The 18,194-nt window shown below is 59.4% G+C and carries 15 protein-coding genes; 8 read left to right on the top strand and 7 right to left on the bottom strand.

Going from position 1 to position 18,194, the window contains the following annotated elements; translation table 11 throughout:
- The 5 genes from pyrR to gshB form a co-directional block, all read right to left on the bottom strand.
- Entirely contained in the window at nucleotides 1-510 is a 510-nt protein-coding gene (gene pyrR, locus IEV54_RS07050) for a bifunctional pyr operon transcriptional regulator/uracil phosphoribosyltransferase PyrR (RefSeq protein WP_150276613.1), read from the bottom strand.
- On the bottom strand, nucleotides 507-944 hold the full coding sequence (gene ruvX / locus IEV54_RS07055; protein WP_150276614.1) for a Holliday junction resolvase RuvX: 438 nt from the start codon (nucleotides 942-944) through the stop codon (nucleotides 507-509). The genes pyrR and ruvX overlap by 4 nt, the downstream gene beginning before the upstream one ends.
- On the bottom strand, nucleotides 944-1,513 hold the full coding sequence (locus tag IEV54_RS07060) for a YqgE/AlgH family protein (RefSeq protein ID WP_150276615.1): 570 nt from the start codon (nucleotides 1,511-1,513) through the stop codon (nucleotides 944-946). The genes ruvX and IEV54_RS07060 overlap by 1 nt, the downstream gene beginning before the upstream one ends.
- 59 nt (nucleotides 1,514-1,572) lie before the next feature.
- Nucleotides 1,573-2,484 (bottom strand): energy transducer TonB, encoded by a 912-nt coding sequence (locus tag IEV54_RS07065; protein ID WP_150276616.1) that lies wholly within the window; start codon nucleotides 2,482-2,484, stop codon nucleotides 1,573-1,575.
- 62 nt (nucleotides 2,485-2,546) lie between these two features.
- Nucleotides 2,547-3,509: a glutathione synthase gene (gshB, locus tag IEV54_RS07070; RefSeq protein WP_150276617.1), complete on the bottom strand. Its 963-nt coding sequence runs from the start codon at nucleotides 3,507-3,509 to the stop codon at nucleotides 2,547-2,549.
- A gap of 253 nt (nucleotides 3,510-3,762) precedes the next feature.
- On the opposite strand from gshB, the gene IEV54_RS07075 reads away from it, so the two are divergent.
- The 8 genes from IEV54_RS07075 (at nucleotide 3,763) to IEV54_RS07110 (ending at nucleotide 16,077) form a co-directional block, all read left to right on the top strand.
- The gene (locus IEV54_RS07075) at nucleotides 3,763-4,176 is read left to right on the top strand and encodes a response regulator (protein ID WP_150276618.1); all 414 of its coding nucleotides are present in this window, start codon (nucleotides 3,763-3,765) and stop codon (nucleotides 4,174-4,176) included.
- Nucleotides 4,177-4,210: 34 nt separating this feature from the next.
- Nucleotides 4,211-4,576, top strand: coding sequence for a twitching motility response regulator PilH (pilH, locus tag IEV54_RS07080; RefSeq protein WP_150276619.1), 366 nt, complete (start codon nucleotides 4,211-4,213; stop codon nucleotides 4,574-4,576).
- Nucleotides 4,577-4,619: 43 nt separating this feature from the next.
- Entirely contained in the window at nucleotides 4,620-5,156 is a 537-nt protein-coding gene (locus IEV54_RS07085) for a chemotaxis protein CheW (protein WP_150276620.1), read from the top strand.
- Nucleotides 5,157-5,240: 84 nt separating this feature from the next.
- Nucleotides 5,241-7,277, top strand: coding sequence for a methyl-accepting chemotaxis protein (locus IEV54_RS07090; RefSeq protein WP_150276739.1), 2,037 nt, complete (start codon nucleotides 5,241-5,243; stop codon nucleotides 7,275-7,277).
- 41 nt (nucleotides 7,278-7,318) lie between these two features.
- Entirely contained in the window at nucleotides 7,319-8,221 is a 903-nt protein-coding gene (locus IEV54_RS07095) for a CheR family methyltransferase (RefSeq protein ID WP_188434352.1), read from the top strand.
- Nucleotides 8,222-8,223: 2 nt separating this feature from the next.
- Nucleotides 8,224-14,616 carry an Hpt domain-containing protein gene (locus IEV54_RS07100; RefSeq protein WP_150276621.1) on the top strand — a complete coding sequence of 2,131 codons (6,393 nt, stop codon included), beginning with the start codon at nucleotides 8,224-8,226 and terminating at the stop codon, nucleotides 14,614-14,616.
- The gene (locus tag IEV54_RS07105) at nucleotides 14,609-15,577 is read left to right on the top strand and encodes a chemotaxis protein CheB (RefSeq protein ID WP_223825365.1); all 969 of its coding nucleotides are present in this window, start codon (nucleotides 14,609-14,611) and stop codon (nucleotides 15,575-15,577) included. Before IEV54_RS07100 ends, IEV54_RS07105 begins: the two co-directional genes overlap by 8 nt.
- A 32-nt stretch (nucleotides 15,578-15,609) precedes the next feature.
- Complete coding sequence (locus IEV54_RS07110; protein ID WP_188434353.1) at nucleotides 15,610-16,077, top strand: chemotaxis protein CheW; 468 nt, start codon at nucleotides 15,610-15,612, stop codon at nucleotides 16,075-16,077.
- Between the two features lie 12 nt (nucleotides 16,078-16,089).
- Here IEV54_RS07110 and IEV54_RS07115 read toward each other — a convergent pair whose 3' ends face one another.
- Together IEV54_RS07115 and ompR are read right to left on the bottom strand one after the other, a co-directional pair.
- A complete protein-coding gene (locus IEV54_RS07115; protein WP_150276623.1) occupies nucleotides 16,090-17,361 on the bottom strand; it encodes an ATP-binding protein in 1,272 nt (423 codons plus the stop codon).
- 26 nt (nucleotides 17,362-17,387) lie between these two features.
- Nucleotides 17,388-18,110, bottom strand: a complete 723-nt coding sequence (ompR, locus tag IEV54_RS07120; RefSeq protein WP_150276624.1) for an osmolarity response regulator transcription factor OmpR — start codon at nucleotides 18,108-18,110, stop codon at nucleotides 17,388-17,390.
- Nucleotides 18,111-18,194 lie beyond the last annotated feature (84 nt).

The raw sequence follows: 18,194 nt of genomic DNA on the forward strand, positions 1-18,194 counted from the left end.
CTATTTGGCGACGGGGTTCAGGGTCAGTTGCAGGGGCTGCGGACCGGTCAGCTTCACGCGCTGACCTTCAGGCAGGGTCAGGCTGGTGCCCAGCACGTCTGCACGGATCGGCAATTGCCGCGCCTCAATGTCAATCAGGGCGACCAGTGTTACCGAAGCCGGGCGACCATAATCGAAGAGTTCGTTGAGGGCTGCGCGGATAGTGCGGCCGGTCATGAGCACATCGTCGACCAGCACCAGATGCCGGTCATCGACGCTGAAGGGCAGCTCCGAGGGACGTACTCGCGGTGGTAAGCCGTTCTGCTCGAAATCGTCACGATAGAAAGCAATGTCCAGTGTGCCGAGGGGGGCGTCGGGCAGACACTGATTGCGCAGGTGCTCGGCGATCCACACACCGCCAGTGTGAATACCCACAAAGGCGGGGTTCTGGAAATTGCGGTATGACAGATACTTGGTCAGGTCCGCGGCCATGCGTTCGAGCAACGGGGCCACATCGGGCAGGGCACTCATGACATCTCCTTGGGCAGGTTGCCAAGCCAGGTTTCCAGCAGCAGTGCGGCGGCCAGGCTGTCGACCGGATTGTCCCGGTAGCTGGCCGGCGTGCGGCCGCTGTCGCGCAGGCTCTGCTTGGCTTCAAAAGTGGTTAGGCGTTCGTCGATACAGTCTACGGGCAGATTGAATCGGCCATGCAGGCGGCGGGCAAACTTCTGGGCGCGTGCGCTCATCTCGCTGGGGGTGCCGTCCATATTCAGTGGCAGGCCGACCACCAGGGTATCGGGTTTCCATTCGCTGATCAGGCGCTCGATCTGGCTCCAGTCTGGCACGCCATCACGGGCTCGCAGGACGGCAATCGGTTCTGCCCGGCAGGTCAGGCTTTGGCCAACGGCCACTCCGATCTGGCGCGTGCCGTAGTCGAAGCCCATGGCGCGTTGCAAGGTACTCATCAGGCGTGACCAGCCTGGCTGGTCAGCAAATTCAGGTCGATGCCCAAGGTGCGGGCGGCTGCGGCGAGCCGTTGGTCGCTGGGGAGCTCGAACAGGATGTGATTGTCGGCAGGGCAACTGAGCCAGACGTTGTCGACGAGTTCCTGGTCGAGCTGCCCCGCGTCCCAGCCGGTGTAACCGAGCATGATCAGCACATCCTGTGGGCCGTGTCCGCGAGCCATATCCAGAAGAATGTCCCGCGAGGTAGTCAGCTGCAGCGTGCCCAGGTCCATGGTTGCCTCCCATTGTTCCGGGCCACGGTGCAATACGAATCCGCGCTCAGTCTGTACTGGGCCGCCGTTATACACGGGTACGCTACCCACTGCATCGGTCAGGTCGATCTCCGGCTGCAGCTGTTCGAGGATGTCCGCCAGGTTCAGGTCGCCCGGCTGGTTGATCACCAACCCCATGGCGCCATGCTCATCATGGTCGCAAAGGTAGATCAGGCTGTTGACGAAACGAGGATCAGCCATGTGGGGCATGGCGATCAGAAAGTGATGCTTGAGGTAGCTCGAGGTGATTTGGCTCATGCGCCTAGTATTGGGGTTTGGCTTGCAAGCTTCAAGCATCGGCGCTGTTAAGCGCGGGGTCAGAAGCTGGAAATTGTATCGCCAGGCTCGAAACGCCAGGTGCGGATGATTTCCAGTACATCCACATCCATCAGGTCGCCGGTGAATGGCGCGTAGGGTGCCGCCAACCTTACGATGCGTTGGGCCGCATTATCCAGCACCTGGTGGCCGGAGGACTCGAGGATCTGCACTTCGCGCAGGGTGCCATCGCGGTTGATCGAGACCAGCAGGCGCAGACTGCCGTAGATTCGCTCGCTGCGAGCCTGGGCCGGGTAGTTCTGGTTGCCGACGCGCTCCACCTTGCGCCGCCAGGCATCCTTGTAATAGGCGCCCTTGTCCTGCATGGTCGAAGCCGCATTGAGCCGATGAACCCGGGGCCGGTTGGCGTAGAGCTGCTTTTCTTCGGCGAGCTGCGCTTCGAGACTGGCGATTTCCGCCGACAGTTGGCTGCGATTGAAGCGCGGCAGCGACGGATTGACCTTTTCTTCCGGTGGCGGAACATCCCGAGCGGTAACGGCTTTTTCGGGCTGGCGCGTGCTGGTTGTGACAACCTGCTTCTCTACTATGGGAGCAGGTGGCGGGGCGCTGGCTTCCTGGGGCGGGGTGACGGTGTTGATTTCGGCGTCCTGGAAGACGGTTTCTTCCGTGGTGCTGGGCGCGGCCTTTTCATCCAGGGTTCCACTGCCTTCCTGATTGAGTTGCGCCAGATAGTCTGCCTTGTCGGGCACCTTCTCGCTGGGCTGGGTGGCCAGGGTGATCTCCAGTGTCTTGGACAATTCGCTGGGTGACGGCAGATCAAAGGTCACGCCCAGAATGACCAGGGCGTGCAACACTGCCGCGATAAACAATGCAAACCCCAGGCGGTCGCGGGAAGTCACCTCAACGGGTGCTGGGGCGGCAGATGGAGGAGTCGGTTTGGCGGCTTTTTTCATGCTGTCCGTGGCGGGCTGCGGCTGACGTTCCTGCGCAGTCTGCCGCGCATTCCGGAAAATGTCTACGCGACTGGCCGGGCCTCGAGCAGTTGCTGGATTTTATCCATCAGTTGGCCGCCTATATCTGTCTGATAGGCGTTGTCGATTTCGCGGATGCAGGTAGGGCTGGTGACGTTGATCTCGGTGAGGTAATCGCCGATCACATCCAGACCGACAAACAGCAGCCCGCGCTGGCGAAGGGAAGGGCCCACCTGTGTGGCTATCCAGCGATCGCGATCAGTCAGCGGGCGGGCCTCGCCGCGTCCGCCGGCAGCCAGATTGCCGCGGGTTTCGCCTTTCTGTGGAATGCGCGCCAGGCAATAGGGTACTGGTTCACCATCAATCATCAGGATGCGCTTGTCGCCGTCCTTGATCTCCGGCAAATATTTTTGCGCCATGATCTGCTGTTGGCCGTGGCGGGTCAGGGTTTCGATAATCACGCTGAGGTTGCTATCGCCCTCGCGAATGCGAAAAATCATTGATCCGCCCATTCCTTCCAGCGGTTTGAGAATCACGTCACGGTGCTCGGCGATAAAAGAGCGCAGAATATCACCGCGACGGCTGACCAGGTTGGGGGGCGCGCACTCGGGGAATTGGGTCGCAAAGAGTTTTTCGTTGCAGTCGCGCAGGCTGGCCGGGCGATTGACTACCAGCACGCCGGCTCGCTCCGCTGCTTCGAGAATGTGCGTTGCATACAGAAATTCATCATCAAAGGGCGGATCCTTGCGCATCAGGATGACGTCCAGATCGGCCAGCGGCGCATGGGTGGGCTCGCCAAGGTCGAACCAGTGTTCGGGATCGGCGTGCACGCGCAGTGGTCGCACATGCCCCATCGCCTGGCCGTTGGCCAGATAGAGGTCCTGTGGTTCGAGGTAAAACAGCTCCCAGTCACGCATCTGGGCGGCCAGCAGCATGGCCAGTGAACTGTCTTTCTTGTAACTGATCGCATGGATGGGATCCATAACGATGCCAAGGCGAATATGCATGGGGAGTCGGTCCGCTGAGTGGGGCATGGTGCGAAGGGAGTGTAACCTTGCGTAGCCTGCGGTGAAAGGTTGACTAATGCTGCGAGATGTCTCATATCTGACGCCTCGCATTAGAAAAACAGATATACCTTGTTGCCAAATAGATTGGCTACGGAAACTGTGATAAAAGTACGCAGAAAGGGACAGAGTGTTTTGGCGCCGCCATATTGACGTAGACGCCGACGACTCACCATTAATAACAAGGGCTGGTCAAATGGAAGAAAACTTCGAAAGCCTGAAAGTCATGGTCATTGACGACAGCAAAACCATTCGCAGAACCGCAGAAACCTTGCTCAAAAAGGTCGGTTGTACGGTTATCACAGCAGTAGATGGTTTTGATGCGTTGGCCAAGATTGCCGACAACAACCCGGATATCATCTTCGTCGACATCATGATGCCACGACTTGATGGCTATCAGACCTGTGCCCTGATCAAGAACAACAGCGCCTTCCGCGGTACGCCAGTAATCATGCTGTCCAGCAAGGATGGCCTGTTCGACAAGGCCAAGGGGCGCATCGTCGGCTCTGATCAATATCTGACCAAGCCCTTCAGCAAGGAAGAGCTTCTGGGTGCCATCCGCGCTCATGTTCCGCAATCCGACGACCTAGCAGGTGCTTCGGAGGCCTGAGCCTTCGCACCGTCAGCCATACCGGGGGAGCCATATGGCCCGAATACTTGTAGTAGATGATTCACCGACCGAGTTGTACAAGCTTACAGGCATGCTGGAAAAACACGGCTACGAAGTCTTGAAAGCAGAGAACGGTGCCGACGGCGTGGCACTGGCTCGTCAGGAAAAGCCTGATGCCGTATTGATGGATATTGTCATGCCGGGCCTCAACGGTTTTCAGGCGACCCGTCAATTGACCAAGGATGCCGAGACTGCGCATATCCCGGTGATCATCGTGACCACCAAGGATCAGGAAACTGACAAGGTGTGGGGCAAGCGTCAGGGCGCCAAAGATTACCTGACCAAGCCAGTCGAGGAAGCCACCCTTATCAAGACGTTGAAGTCCGTGCTGGGAGCCTGAGGGCTCCTGACACATGCCGCATAACAACCAGAACAGGCCCGGCATGGCAGAATCAATTCATCCTTTCGATACTCTCAGGCAGCTTGCGCAGCATTGCCGTAGTCAGGCCATGGGCCTGCCTGCGCAAGACGTTGTCAGTGAAACCTGGAGCGGTGTGGGCTTTCGGCTCGCCGGGCAAGCGATGGTCGCAGCCATGGGTGAGGTCGCCGAGATACTTCACGAGCCTCGCTACACCGCCCTTCCGCGGGTCAAGAGCTGGGTTCGTGGCGTTGCCAACGTACGTGGTCGGCTGCTGCCGATCATCGATCTGAGCCGTTTCTTTGGTGCCAGCGTCAGTGCTCCGCGCAAGCAGCGGCGGGTGCTGGTGCTTGACCGTGACGGACTTTTTGTTGGCCTGTTGGTCGACGAATTGCTAGGTATGCAACATTTTCCAGTAACCAGCTTTACCACCGATGTGCCTGCAACGGATGAAGGGTTTCGGCCCTTCGTGGTGGGAGCGTATGTCCAGGACCAGGTCTCCCTGGTTTTCAACTTCAGGGCATTGGCGCGGGATCAGGCGTTTCTCGACGTAGCGATTTGATCAGGGGGCGACCGGATATTCCGGTAACGCGACAGACAAGAGCAAAAACAAGAACCATGCGGTAGGCCAGGTAGGGGCCAGATGATGAAAAAGTTCGATACCCAGATTTTCTCCGCAATGCGAAGCAATCGCACGATTACCGGTCTGTTCGCGGCCCTGGTACTGTCGCTGCTCTTGCTGTTCGTCAACTTCCTGTATCTCAACATTCAGAGCGGCTACGACACGGAATACATCGGCCACGCCGGTGAGCTGCGGGTACTCTCCCAGCAGATTTCCAAGTCGGCCAGTGAAGCCGCCACGGGAACGCCCGAGGCTTTCGGTCTGCTGCTGGACGCCCGTAACGACTTCCAGCGCCGCTGGGACTTCCTGACTCTGGGGCGCTCCGAGACCGGGCTGCCTTCAGCGCCGGCCGTGCTCGATGAGCAGGTCGCGCAGGTTCAGGGTAACTGGAACCGGGTGCGTACCAACGCCGACGAAATCCTGGCCAGCCAGCGCACCGTGTTGTCCCTGAACGATGTAGCCCTGACCCTTTCCGACACCATTCCCCAGCTGCAGGTGGAATACGAGGAAGTGGTGGATCTGCTTATTGCCAACCAGGCGCCGGCCGACCAGGTGGCGGTCGCCCAGCGACAGTCTCTGCTTGGTGAGCGGATTCTGAACGCGGTAAACCGCGTACTCGCCGGTGAAGAGGACGCGGTAATGGCGGCCGACAGTTTCGGCCGTGACGCCAGTTTGTTTGGTCGCGTTCTGCTCGGCATGCTCGAGGGTAATGCCAGCATGGGTATCACCCGGGTGTCGGACCCTGAGCTGGTGGGGCGTCTTAACGAGATTGCCGATCTGTTCCGCTTCGTATCCGATTCAGTCGACGAGATTCTGCTGACATCGCCTGAGTTGTACCAGGTGAGTCTGGCGGCGAATCAGATCTTCGCCGACTCGCAGCTGCTGCTCGATAACGTGTCTGTACTGACACAGGGCTTTGAGGCGCGCAGCGATGCCCGCTGGATCAACACCCTGTTTGGTTACTTCCTGGGTATCGTGGCGTTGGGGTGTATTCTGTTGATCGGCCTGCAAATGACCCGTGAAACCCGCCGACGTCTGGCCGAGACTGCAGAAAAGAATGACAGGAACCAGGCGGCGATTTTGCGCTTGCTGGACGAAATCGCCGATCTCGCTGACGGTGACCTGACAGCTGAGGCCACGGTGAGTGAGGACTTTACCGGCGCCATCGCCGACTCGATCAACTATACCATCGACCAGTTGCGCGCACTTGTCGGCACAATCAACGACACCGCTCTGCAGGTATCGACCGCCGCCCAGGAAACCCAAGGAACAGCGATGCATCTGGCTGAGGCGTCCGAGCACCAGGCTCAGGAAATCGCCGGCGCCTCGGCAGCGGTGAACGAAATGGCCGTCTCGATTGACCAGGTATCGGCCAACGCCGCCGAGTCCTCCGCGGTAGCGGAGCGTTCGGTAGCCATCGCCAACAAGGGTAACGAGGTGGTGCAGAACACCATTACCGGCATGGATACCATTCGCGAGCAGATCCAGGACACCTCCAAGCGTATCAAGCGACTAGGTGAATCCTCCCAGGAAATTGGCGATATCGTCAGCCTGATCAACGACATTGCCGACCAGACCAACATTCTGGCTCTGAACGCCGCAATCCAGGCCTCCATGGCCGGTGATGCGGGCCGCGGCTTCGCGGTGGTAGCGGATGAAGTACAGCGACTGGCGGAACGTTCCTCGGCTGCGACCAAGCAGATCGAGGCTCTGGTGAAGACGATTCAGACCGACACAAACGAGGCAGTTATCTCGATGGAACAGACCACCTCCGAGGTAGTGCGCGGGGCTCGTCTGGCGCAGGACGCCGGTGTCGCACTGGAAGAAATCGAAAAGGTATCGACCAGTCTGGCAGCACTGATCCAGAACATCTCCAACGCGGCCCGTCAGCAGGCATCGTCTGCCGGTCACATTTCCAACACGATGAACGTGATCCAGGAAATCACTTCGCAGACATCCGCCGGTACCACAGCAACAGCTCGCAGCATTGGCGACCTGGCAGCCCAGGCCGAATCGATGCGCAAGTCGGTCGACGGCTTCACCCTGCCACAGCAACTTTGAGATGGAGGCGCGGGTAGCCTTCAGGCTATCTGCACCCCGCAATGAGCAAGGGATACACAGTGCAGAGAACGCCGAACTGGTCATTACAGCAACTGCCGGAGATGGATACGCAGCAATTCCATCAATGGCAGGCGTTGCTTGAGGCGCGGACCGGGGTTTGCGTCACCGACCAGCGTCGGGTTTTTCTGCAGACCAGTCTGGGCACGCGTATGCGCGAACTGGAGATCGAGGATTACCAGAGCTATTACGAGTACGTGACCCAGGGACCAGCCGGGGCAATCGAGTGGTCTGCCCTGATCGATCGTCTGACGGTGCGCGAGACCAGTTTCATGCGCCACCGTCCTTCCTTTGACCGTGTTCAGAGTCACCTCGAAGGACTTCTGGCCGCACGGGCAGCGGACCAACCGTTGCAACTGTGGAGTCTGGGCTGCGCCAGTGGCGAAGAAGCCTATTCCCTGGCGCTGATTACCGAGCAATGTCTGGTGGATGCTGCCGGCACGGTACCCGAGTATGCAATCTGGGCTACTGACATCAGTCTCAAGGCTCTGGAACAAGCGCGTGCTGCGCGTTATCCGGCCAGTCGAATGGGCGGCCTCACCGAGGCGGAAAAAAATCGCTGGATGCAGCCTGTCGACGGCGACAAGCTGGAAATCCTGCCGGCACTGCGTGACCGAATCTGCTTTACCAGGCTGAATATCCTGGAACTGGCCCAGGCCCCCATACGGGACCTGGATATCATATTCTGCCAGAACCTGCTCATCTACTTCCGACGCTGGCGCCGCCGCGACCTGCTCAACCTGTTGGCCAAAAAACTGGCGCCAGGTGGCATGCTGATCATCGGATTGGGTGAAATAGTGGACTGGAACAACCCCCTGCTCGAGCGGGTACCCGATGATCGGGTACAGGCGTACGTGCGGCGGGTTTCTCACGAAAGTCTGGAGTGACTATGGGTGATCGGCATGATTATGTCGCCCTTGACTGGGTAAAAGGGGAGATTTCCGAGACGCTGAATCAAGCGCGTCAAGCCCTTGAAGCTTTTGTCGAGAATCCCGGGGATTCAACCCGGCTGCGTTTCTGCCTGACCTATATCCATCAGGTTCACGGCACGCTCCAGATGGTCGAGTTCTATGGCGCGGCGTTGCTTGCCGAAGAGATGGAAAAGCTGGCCCAGGCCCTGATGCACGGGACTACCAGCCGTGAGGGCGAGGCCCTCGACGTGTTGATGCAGGCGATACTCCAACTGCCCACCTATCTGGACCGCGTGCAGTCTGGACGCCGTGATTTGCCCCTGGTGTTGTTGCCGCTCTTGAACGATATGCGCACTGCCCGTGGCGAAAACCTGTTGTCGGAGAACGCGCTCTTCACCCCGGATGTGGATACAGGCAGTCCGGCGGACGGCGCCGAGCGCCTCGACAACTTTGCAGCCGACGAAACAGTGCGGCAGTTGCGCAAACTGCGTCAGGCGATGCAGATAGCCCATGCCGGGATCATTCGAAATCAGGATATTGAGGCTAATGCCCGCCAGCTCGGTAAAGTATTTGCGCGTCTGCAAGGCCTTTGTCAGGGTTCTGCCCATGCCGATCTCTGGGCGGCCTATGCGGGCGTGGTCGAAGGCGTTGAGCATGGCACCATCGATGCGGGTGCCGCCATCAAGCAACTTTTACGTCAGGCTGATCGTGAAGTTCGACAATTGCTGGACCAGGGAGCGGCAGCGCTGGACACTCCGCCAGCTCCGGAATTATTGCGAAACCTCCTTTTTTACGTGGCGAAGAGCCCTGGTGGAAGCACGCGACTCGATGGCCTGAAGCAGCGCTACCAGCTCAAGGCCCTGCTCACCGAGGATGACATTGCCAACCAGGCAACGGGTTCTCGGTTGGTCGGTCCGGACCGCAGCGCCATGCAGTCGGTGGTAGAAGCTCTTGGGGAGGAGCTGCTGCAGGTAAAGGATAGTCTTGACCTGTTTGTACGCGGCGATCGCGCCCAGACCAGCGAGCTTGCGGCCCTGGTGCCGGCCATGAAGCAGATTGCTGATACCCTGGCGATGCTTGGTCTGGGCCAGCCCCGGAGAGTGCTGCTGGAGCAGATAGAGCTGGTCGGACAGTTGGCCGGGGGCATGTCGACTATTAACGACTCGTCACTGATGGATGTGGCGGGAGGTCTGCTCTATGTAGAGGCAAGCCTGCACGGCATTCTCGGGATGGAACGAGAGCGCAGTGACGGGGCCGGCGCATCGCAGGGCAACGACATGCAGCGTCTGGCTGCCGCCCAGGATATGGTCCTGGTGCACCGGCAGGTGGTGCAGGAAGCGCGTAATGCGCTGGAGCAGAGTCGCGAGGCTATCAATGCTTTCATCATCAGCCAGTGGGACCATTCTCAGCTTGAGCCCGTAGCTGGGCTGCTTAACAGCGTGCGTGGTGGCCTGGAGATGCTGCCATTGACGCAATGTGCAGCCATCATTGGCAATTGTCGGCGCTACGTGGTCGAGCAACTGCTCACCCCGAAAAAGATACCTGACTGGCCGGATCTTGATGCGCTGGCCGACGTGATAACCAGTGTGGATTACTACCTCGAGCGTCTCGCCGAGGACGACAGTGAGCGCGGTGACAATATTCTCGCGGTGGCGGCAGAGCGACTTGTCGAACTCGACTACGGTCTTGGAACGTTAAGGCCTGAAGCCGCGGCCGTGAGCGTCGAAACGCTGCCCGAAACTGCCGCTGCAGATGACGGGACTGATGCCGAGCAGTCTGACCTGGTTGTTGCAGAAACACTCGAAGCCCCTCCCGAAGAGCTGGATAGCATCGAAACCTCGCCAAGTCACGTGCCGCCTGGCATTGACGCCGCAGATCAGCCGCTGCCCGCTGACGAGGCTACCGACACAGCAGAGCCTGCCGGTGTCCAAGTGGCTGAAGAGGCCGAGGCCGAGGATGACGATTTCGATGCCGAACTGATCGAGATCTTTGTCGAAGAGGCTGGTGAAGTACTTGAGACGCTGACCGAATACACGCCGGTCTGGCAGGCGAACAATGATGACCAAAAGGCTCGGGCCGAGGTGCGCCGTGCTTTCCATACGCTCAAGGGCAGCGGGCGTATGGTCAAGGCCGGCATCATGGCGGAGCTTGCCTGGTCGGTCGAAAACATGCTCAACCGGGTCATTGATCGTAGCATTGACCTGACGCCTACGGTATTTGACGTCATCAATGCTGTCCGCGCCCTGATGCCTGAGTTGGTTGAGGACTTTGCTCTCAGCAAGCAGCAGGATCTGCCGGAGGTTTCCCGTCTCGCCAGTGTGGCCGATGCATTGTCACGTGGTGAGTCGGCGGAAGAAGCCATGTTGGCCGGGCAGGAACAGGCGGAGAGCCTTGAAGAGCCGGACGAGAGCTCGTTCGAAGAGCCTGTTGAACAGGCGTCGGAGGCTTTGAGTGATACGCCATCCGATGACGAAGTGCTCGCAGATGCTTTGCCGCTTGCCGACGTGGATCTGGAAATCGAGCCCGAGCCCGAGCCCGAAGCTGATCACAATCAGGAAGTGGACCCCATACCCGCGAGCTCAGCGGGAGAAGAGTGGGACTCCGAGGCTGCTGCAGAAACGGCACAGGGTGGGCCAGAGGATTCGGATCAGACTGCGCCCGCTTTGCAGGCGATTGCGCTCGAGCACGGCCTGGATCCGGTATTGCTGGAGATTTTCAACAATGAAACCCAGTCTCATATTGAACAGATAAATGCGTTTATCGACCAGTGTGAGCAGGGCCTGCCTCGTCCGGTTAGTGATGCATTGCAGCGCGCGTTACACACCCTCAAAGGCAGTGCGCACATGGCAGGCATTCAGCCAATTGCGGTGCTTGCCACGCCACTGGAAAAGCTCGCCAAGGACTTCAAGGCCAACCTGATTCCTGCCGACCATGCCCTGGTAGATCTGCTCAGCGCAGCGGTAACGCTTTTCGAAGCTGGTGTAGCCCAACTCGAGACCAGCCCTGAACAGTCCCTTGAGGGCACCGATGCATTTTTACAGCGCCTTGACGATGTGTGGCGTCAGGGTCTTGCTGCGCGTGACAGCAGTCGTACCGACCTCGATGAGGGTGCGGCCCACGTCGGTCTATTGTCGATATTCCTGACCGAAGGAATCGACCAGCTTCTGGACGTTACCGATACGCTGGAGCTCTGGGAGAATGGTCAGGGCCCTGCTATCGACAGTCGCGAGCTGTGCCAGAGTCTGCGCGCGCTGGGCGAAGTGGCTGGCGATGTGGATCTGGGCATGATCGAGTCGCTTTGCCAAAAGCTTGAAGATACACACGAAGCGCTGATGACCGGTCGGATCGAACTGGGTCAGCGTGAAGTTGATGCGCTATTGGCTGCACATGAGCGCTTGATTGGCATGATGGATCAGGTGGCGGCCCACCAGCATATTCCGCCGGCTGATGAAGAGATTGCGGCGTTGCAGGCTTTACTGCCCGGTGCGCCATACACCCAGAAGCAGGTTCCTGAAGCCTCCGTGCAACCGCGCGCCTCTGCTGCGCCGCAAGCCACCTGGAATCCGCAGGCCGCGGGCACCGATGCCGAGCTGGTGGACATCTTCCTTGAGGAAGCTCAGGAAATTATCGACAGCGCTTCAGCGAGCCTGCAGAAGTGGATCGCCGATCCGGCTAATACACTTGCGGTCGAGTCCCTACAGCGCGACCTGCATACGCTCAAGGGCGGCGCCCGTATGGCGGAGATCCCGCCGATTGGCGACCTCGCCCACGAACTGGAATTTCTCTACGAAGGCCTGGGCAATCAGCGCTACCAGCCCAGCTCCGGTCTCAATGACCTGTTACATGCCTGCCATGATGATCTTGCCAACATGGTTGAAGGCGTTATGGCCGGCCGCCCGATCAGCGACGGTTCGGCATTGATCGCTGCCATAAAGGGCTATCGTGCACGGCCCGACCAACCGCCTCAGTTACCCGGTCACGGTGAGGTGGCTGCGTCGCAGCCAGAGCCGGAATCGGCGCCCGAGCAAGGCGCTTCAACCGAGACGCCGACTACCGACCCGCTGTTGGGCATGTTCCTGGAAGAGGCCCGCGAACTTGTTGCGCCCTGTGGTGAGCTGCTTGAGCGCATACCGGAAGACCCCGCGGCCGCCGATGAACTGGTACGGCGAGTCCAGACGCTCAAGGGCAGCGCACGTATGGCTGGCCAGAATGCATTGGCCGAGCAGAGCAAGGCACTGGAAAGCGCCCTGCAGGGCGGCAGCACCCAGCAGGAACAGCTGAAAACGCAATTGCAGGGCCTGCATGAAGCTCTGGATACCCTGGGCGGCGGCGTTGAGCCCGGCCCGGCGGACTGGTCGATGCCCAATATGCCCGCCGTGGCCGCTTCTGCACCTGCGCCTGTGGATGCTCTGGGTGCGCCGCAGGAAGCACCGGCAGCGCCCCGCCAGACACTGGCAGCGGTAAAAGACATATTGCAACAGGCCATGGCGGCCAGCGAAACCAGCGACGAAGATCAGTCGGCCCGCATCAGTGGCCAGGAGACGGTAAAGGTCTCGGCCAAACTGCTTGAGGAGCTGGTCAACCTGGCAGGTGAGACATCGATTTTCCGCGGTCGTATCGAACAGCAGGTCAACGATCTGGCGCATACCCTGCAGGATGTCGACAGCACAATTGAGCGGGTTCGTGACCAGTTGCGGCGGCTCGATATGGAAACCCAGGCGCAGATTCTGTCGCGTCACCAGGAGGAAATCGAACAGGCATACGAGGACTTCGACCCATTGGAGATGGACCGCTACTCCCAGTTGCAGCAGCTCTCGCGCTCACTGTTCGAGTCCGCATCCGACCTTCTGGATCTGAAGGAAACCCTGGCAGCCAAGAGCCGTGATGCGGAAACGCTCCTGTTGCAACAGGCGCGCGTGAATACCGAGCTGCAGGAAGGTCTGATGCGTACGCGCATGGTGCCGTTCGAACGATTGCTGCCACGTATGCGACGGGTGGTGCGCCAGGTCGCCAGTGAAGTGGGCAAGCAGGTGAGTCTGGAGATCGGCAGCGCAGAAGGCGAAATGGATCGCAGCGTGCTCGAGCGCATGATCGGGCCGCTGGAACACATGCTGCGCAACGCCGTGGATCACGGCATCGAATTACCCGAGGTTCGCCAGGATAAAGGCAAGCCTGAGGTGGGCCGCATAACTCTGGATCTGCAGCGTCAGGGAGGAGAAATTGTTCTGCTGCTCTCTGATGATGGTGCGGGTATCAATCTCGACGCTGTACGACGCAAAGCTATCGAACGGGGTCTGATGGATGCGGATGCCGAATTGACCGATCAGGAGGTGCTGCAGTTCATCCTCGAGGCCGGCTTCTCGACGGCGGACAAGATTACCCAGATTTCCGGCCGCGGTGTGGGCATGGACGTGGTCAACTCGGAAGTCAAACAGCTCGGCGGTAGCATGAGCCTGGATAGTCGTTCGGGCAAAGGCAGCACCTTCACTATTCGCCTGCCCTTTACCGTGTCGGTCAACCGGGCACTTATGGTGTATTCCGGGGACGACCTGTACGCCATACCATTGAACACCATCGAGGGCATCGTGCGGGTATCCGGCTATGAGCTGGAAGCCTATTACGCCCCCGATGCACCGCCATTCGAGTACGCCGGCAAACAGTATGACCTGCGGTATCTCGGCGATCTGCTCGTCACGGGTCAGCAGCCGCGCCTAAGTGGGCACAGTCTTCCTCTGCCCGTCATCCTGGTGCGCGGTGCAGAGCATACCGTGGCCGTTCAGGTAGATGCGCTGGCCGGTTCCCGCGAGATCGTGGTAAAGAGTGTCGGCAAGCAATTTGCGGTAGTTCCGGGTATCGCCGGTGCAACCATTCTGGGTGACGGACGGGTGGTGGTGATTCTCGATCTCCTCGCGATCATTCGCGCCCGGCAGGCATTGCAATCTCAGCAACGTCTGGCCGCCGAACGTGCCCAGAGTATTGCCGAGAAAGAAGACGAGCGCGCTACGCTGGTCATGGTGGTCGACGATTCGATCACCGTGCGCAAGGTCACTACACGCTTGCTCGAACGTCATGGCATGGAAGTGGTCACCGCCAAGGACGGGATCGAAGCAATCGCCCGTCTCCAGGATGTGCATCCGGATATCATGCTGTTGGATATCGAGATGCCGCGTATGGACGGCTTTGAGGTAGCAACGCTGGTACGCCATGATGAGCGGCTCAAGGATCTGCCCATCGTGATGATCACCTCACGTACCGGCGAGAAGCACCGCGAGCGCGCGAAGACAATCGGTGTGAACGATTATCTGGGCAAACCCTATCAGGAAAGCCAATTGTTGGAAGCCATTGGCAAGCTGGTCAAGGTTCGTGATTGACCCAGTGGTGCCAGCTATCGCGCTACTGGCAGGTAAAATGCAAAAGCGCCAATTGCTGCAGGAAGTGCTCGAGGAGTTCGGTTATCGGGTGATTTTTGCCGGAGAGCCCGACGGTCTGGATTGCGATGCGCTGGAAGCCATCCAAGCCGATGCATGGCTCCTGGAGTTGGCAGATGAGTCGGATCTCGCCGACTGGCTACTGGAGCACAGCCCGGTACCGGTGCTACTGGGCGCCGGTGAAATTCCTCACCACGAGAGCGAGGACTATCCGCGCTGGAAGCGCCGGCTGGCGGCCAAGCTGTTGCCTCTGCTCGGGCCGCCCCCTGAGCGTCAGAGCCAGGAAGCTGTTGGTGTTCCTGCGCCGCCTGAGCTGCCGCCTGCCCGTTGTGTCTGGTTGCTGGCCGCCTCCCTTGGTGGTCCGGCTGCGGTGAAGCGCTTTCTTGACAGGCTGCCAGCGGATTTGCCGGTGGCGTTTGTTTATGCCCAACATATTGATGCGGGTTTTGAAACGCAGTTGCCTACGATCCTCGGCCGTCAGAACGCTTGGCGGGTGCTCAATTGCGTCAGCGGTGCACATCTGCACGACGGTGAAGTCCTGGTGGCGCCGATCAGGCGTAGCCTGGGTTTCGCACCCGAGGGGCAAGTCCGGCTCAGTGACACACCCTGGCCAGGCCCTTACCAGCCCTCTATCGAGACATTGCTCGATGCAGTTGCCGGCGTCTTTGCACCTGCCTGCGGGGCCATCATCTTCAGTGGTATGGGTGAGGATGGAGTTGATGCCTGTGGGCGGCTGCGAGATAAGGGAATTCAGGTTTGGACCCAGGATGCCGAGAGTGCCACCTGCTCCGTCATGCCCCAGGCAGTAGCTGACGCGGGCTACAGCAGCCGCCAGGGCTCGCCTGAGATGCTGGCTGATGCGCTGCGCTATTGGGTGGCACAAGAATGGCCGGTTGCGCTCTAGCGACGGCAAAACAGAATACCAGAGGACGCGCTATGACCGACGCATTGGAAAGCCTGAATGGACTTATCGTACCCCTCGCAGATCAGGCACTTCTGTTGCCCAACGTGGCAGTGGCCGAGCTGGTAGGGTTTCGTCTCAGCAGCGAACCCGAGAATGCGCCAGAGTGGTTTCTGGGTTGGACCACATGGCGGGACCAGCAGGTCCCGGTAGTTGATCCCTACGTTTTGCTTGGCCAGCAAACGGATGAAACCGGCCGACAGCCTCGCACGCTTATTCTCAACGCCATCGGCGAGCGCCCAGGTGTGCACTTTATCGCTATGCGCGTATGGAGTATCCCCCGTTCGCGCAAGATTACCCGCGGTGAAATTTCCGCGGCCGAGGCTAGCGTCCCCTATGTTCTGCAATCGGTCAGGCTTGGCGATGAGCAACAGGCCCTGTGTATTCCCGACCTGCTGAGTATCGAGCAGACGCTGGATTCTGCTGGCCTGCTCAGAGCCTGAAGCACGAGAGATTCAAACCGGAAAACTCAGGCGCGCCTCAGTGCCACCGCCGCTGCGGTTTAGCAGCTGCACTGTGGCGCCGTGGCTTTCGGCAATACGTTTAACGATGGCCAATCCCAGTCCGGTACCCTTGGTGGTTCGCGCACGATCGCCGCGAATAAAGGGCGTGAAAAGTGCTTCGCACTCGGTAGGATCAATTCCCGGTCCGCGGTCCAGAATTGACACTACCAGATAGGGCTGCGCCGCAGCGCGGGTGATGTAAGTACACACCTCGATACCTGAGCCGCCATGATACAGAGCATTGTCGATGAGATTGCCAATTACCCGTTTCATCGACAGGCGTCTGAGTTTGATTCGAGGCACCGGCTCAAGGCAGAGTCTTACTCGCTCTTCACCGGTATTCAGCGGTGCAACAACCTCGCGGATGATGTCGTTGATGTCTTCCGGTTCGGTCGCTTCGGTGCTGCCGTCGCGCATGAAGGACATGAATTGATCGAGGATTGCATCCATATCCTCGATATCGCGAATCATGCCATCGGTCAGGTCTGGATCAGCGCTGGAGAGCAGTTCCGTGGACAGGCGCATGCGGGTCAGGGGGGTTCGCAGATCATGGGATACACCGGCCAGCAGCATTGCCCGATCGCGGTTTGCTTCCTCTACGTCGTAAGCCATCTGGTTGAAGGCACGGTATACCTCGGCGATTTCCGCAGGGCAGTTGGTGTCCAGCAGACGCACGCTATGGCCCTTGCCGATCCGGCGGGCGGCACGCTCCAGGGTTTTCAACGGATTGTTCAACTGGCGAACAAAAACCCAGGCTGCGGCGGTCGATAGTAACCCTATCAGGCCAAGCCAGAGCACCACCATCCAGATTCGCTGACCGCGCAATGGGTGGGCGTAGAGGGGTACCTGAAGCCAGTTGTCGCCGTAACTGGGCTGATGCACCCACAATAACGGCTGGCCCTGGATGCGTACGCGCACCTGGGTCATGTCGCCCAACTCTTCACGTAATTGGCTGGTAAAGATACCCGAATAGGGCCAATGAACCTCGCCTTGGGGCACCATTCGGGAGGGTATCAGGCGCAGCCCTGTGACCTCCTCGATGTCCTCCCGCGCAGTTGGGTCGCTGGCCCAGTAAGAGGTGACCAGCATGGCCGTACCGTGGCTGTACTGCCGATCAACGAGTAGGTCCTCGTTGGCCAGCAGGTACAGCATGGTAAGAATCTTCGAGAACAGCGTAACCAGCAGCACCAGGGTGATAGTGCGGGCAAAGAAGCTGCGTGGCATCAAAGGATGCCAGCCGGGACCACCTTTCACGAAGGCTTGCCGTCCGGAACGAAGACGTAGCCAACACCCCAGACAGTCTGGATGTATCGTGGCTTGGATGGGTCGGGTTCGAGCATGCGGCGCAGGCGCGAGATTTGTACGTCGATTGATCGCTCCAGCGCATCCCACTCTCGGCCACGGGCCAGCTGCATGAGCTTGTCGCGGGTGAGCGGCTCGCGCGGGTGTTGTACCAGCGCCTTGAGCACGGCGAACTCGCCGGTAGTCAGCATGTGGACTTCTTCGCCACGGCGCAGTTCACGGGTAGCCAGGCTGAGAACAAACTCGCCGAAACTGACTTCCTCGTCTTCGCCGCCCGGAGCACCTGGCACCTGGGGAGCCTGGCGGCGCAACACAGCCTTTATACGGGCTACCAGTTCGCGGGGATTGAAGGGTTTGGGCAGATAATCATCCGCGCCCTGTTCCAGGCCGAGAATCCGGCTGGCTTCATCACCCTTGGCGGTGAGCATGATGATAGGAGTTTTATTTTCCTGATCGCGCAGGCGCTTACAGGCGGTAAGGCCATCTTCGCCGGGCAGCATAAGGTCAAGTACGATCAGAGAGTAGAGTTCACGGGCGAGGAGCCGGTCCATCTGCTCGGTATTTTCCACTGCCCGGACGCGATAACCCTGCTCGGTCAGGAAGCGTTCAAGCAAACGGCGCAGACGCACGTCGTCATCAACAATCAGGATTTTTTCACCTTCACTGGTCATACCGGCTCCACCCTTGTTCAGTTCGTAGCTATTGTGTCTGAACCCGCTTGTTCACGGGTTTGCGCATTGTTACAAGAGGTTTCT

The sequence above is a fragment of the Halopseudomonas salina genome (genome assembly GCF_014637955.1).
GTDB lineage: Bacteria > Pseudomonadota > Gammaproteobacteria > Pseudomonadales > Pseudomonadaceae > Halopseudomonas > Halopseudomonas salina.

What these genes read in the sequence shown, in the direction of transcription:
- pyrR (WP_150276613.1), bottom strand. Translation starts at nt 510, where the DNA reads ATGAGTGCCCTGCCCGATGTGGCCCCGTTGCTCGAACGCATGGCCGCG.
- ruvX (WP_150276614.1), bottom strand. Translation starts at nt 944, where the DNA reads ATGAGTACCTTGCAACGCGCCATGGGCTTCGACTACGGCACGCGCCAG.
- IEV54_RS07060 (WP_150276615.1), bottom strand. Translation starts at nt 1,513, where the DNA reads ATGAGCCAAATCACCTCGAGCTACCTCAAGCATCACTTTCTGATCGCC.
- IEV54_RS07065 (WP_150276616.1), bottom strand. Translation starts at nt 2,484, where the DNA reads ATGAAAAAAGCCGCCAAACCGACTCCTCCATCTGCCGCCCCAGCACCC.
- gshB (WP_150276617.1), bottom strand. Translation starts at nt 3,509, where the DNA reads ATGCATATTCGCCTTGGCATCGTTATGGATCCCATCCATGCGATCAGT.
- IEV54_RS07075 (WP_150276618.1), top strand. Translation starts at nt 3,763, where the DNA reads ATGGAAGAAAACTTCGAAAGCCTGAAAGTCATGGTCATTGACGACAGC.
- pilH (WP_150276619.1), top strand. Translation starts at nt 4,211, where the DNA reads ATGGCCCGAATACTTGTAGTAGATGATTCACCGACCGAGTTGTACAAG.
- IEV54_RS07085 (WP_150276620.1), top strand. Translation starts at nt 4,620, where the DNA reads ATGGCAGAATCAATTCATCCTTTCGATACTCTCAGGCAGCTTGCGCAG.
- IEV54_RS07090 (WP_150276739.1), top strand. Translation starts at nt 5,241, where the DNA reads ATGAAAAAGTTCGATACCCAGATTTTCTCCGCAATGCGAAGCAATCGC.
- IEV54_RS07095 (WP_188434352.1), top strand. Translation starts at nt 7,319, where the DNA reads ATGAGCAAGGGATACACAGTGCAGAGAACGCCGAACTGGTCATTACAG.
- IEV54_RS07100 (WP_150276621.1), top strand. Translation starts at nt 8,224, where the DNA reads ATGGGTGATCGGCATGATTATGTCGCCCTTGACTGGGTAAAAGGGGAG.
- IEV54_RS07110 (WP_188434353.1), top strand. Translation starts at nt 15,610, where the DNA reads ATGACCGACGCATTGGAAAGCCTGAATGGACTTATCGTACCCCTCGCA.
- IEV54_RS07115 (WP_150276623.1), bottom strand. Translation starts at nt 17,361, where the DNA reads ATGCCACGCAGCTTCTTTGCCCGCACTATCACCCTGGTGCTGCTGGTT.
- ompR (WP_150276624.1), bottom strand. Translation starts at nt 18,110, where the DNA reads ATGACCAGTGAAGGTGAAAAAATCCTGATTGTTGATGACGACGTGCGT.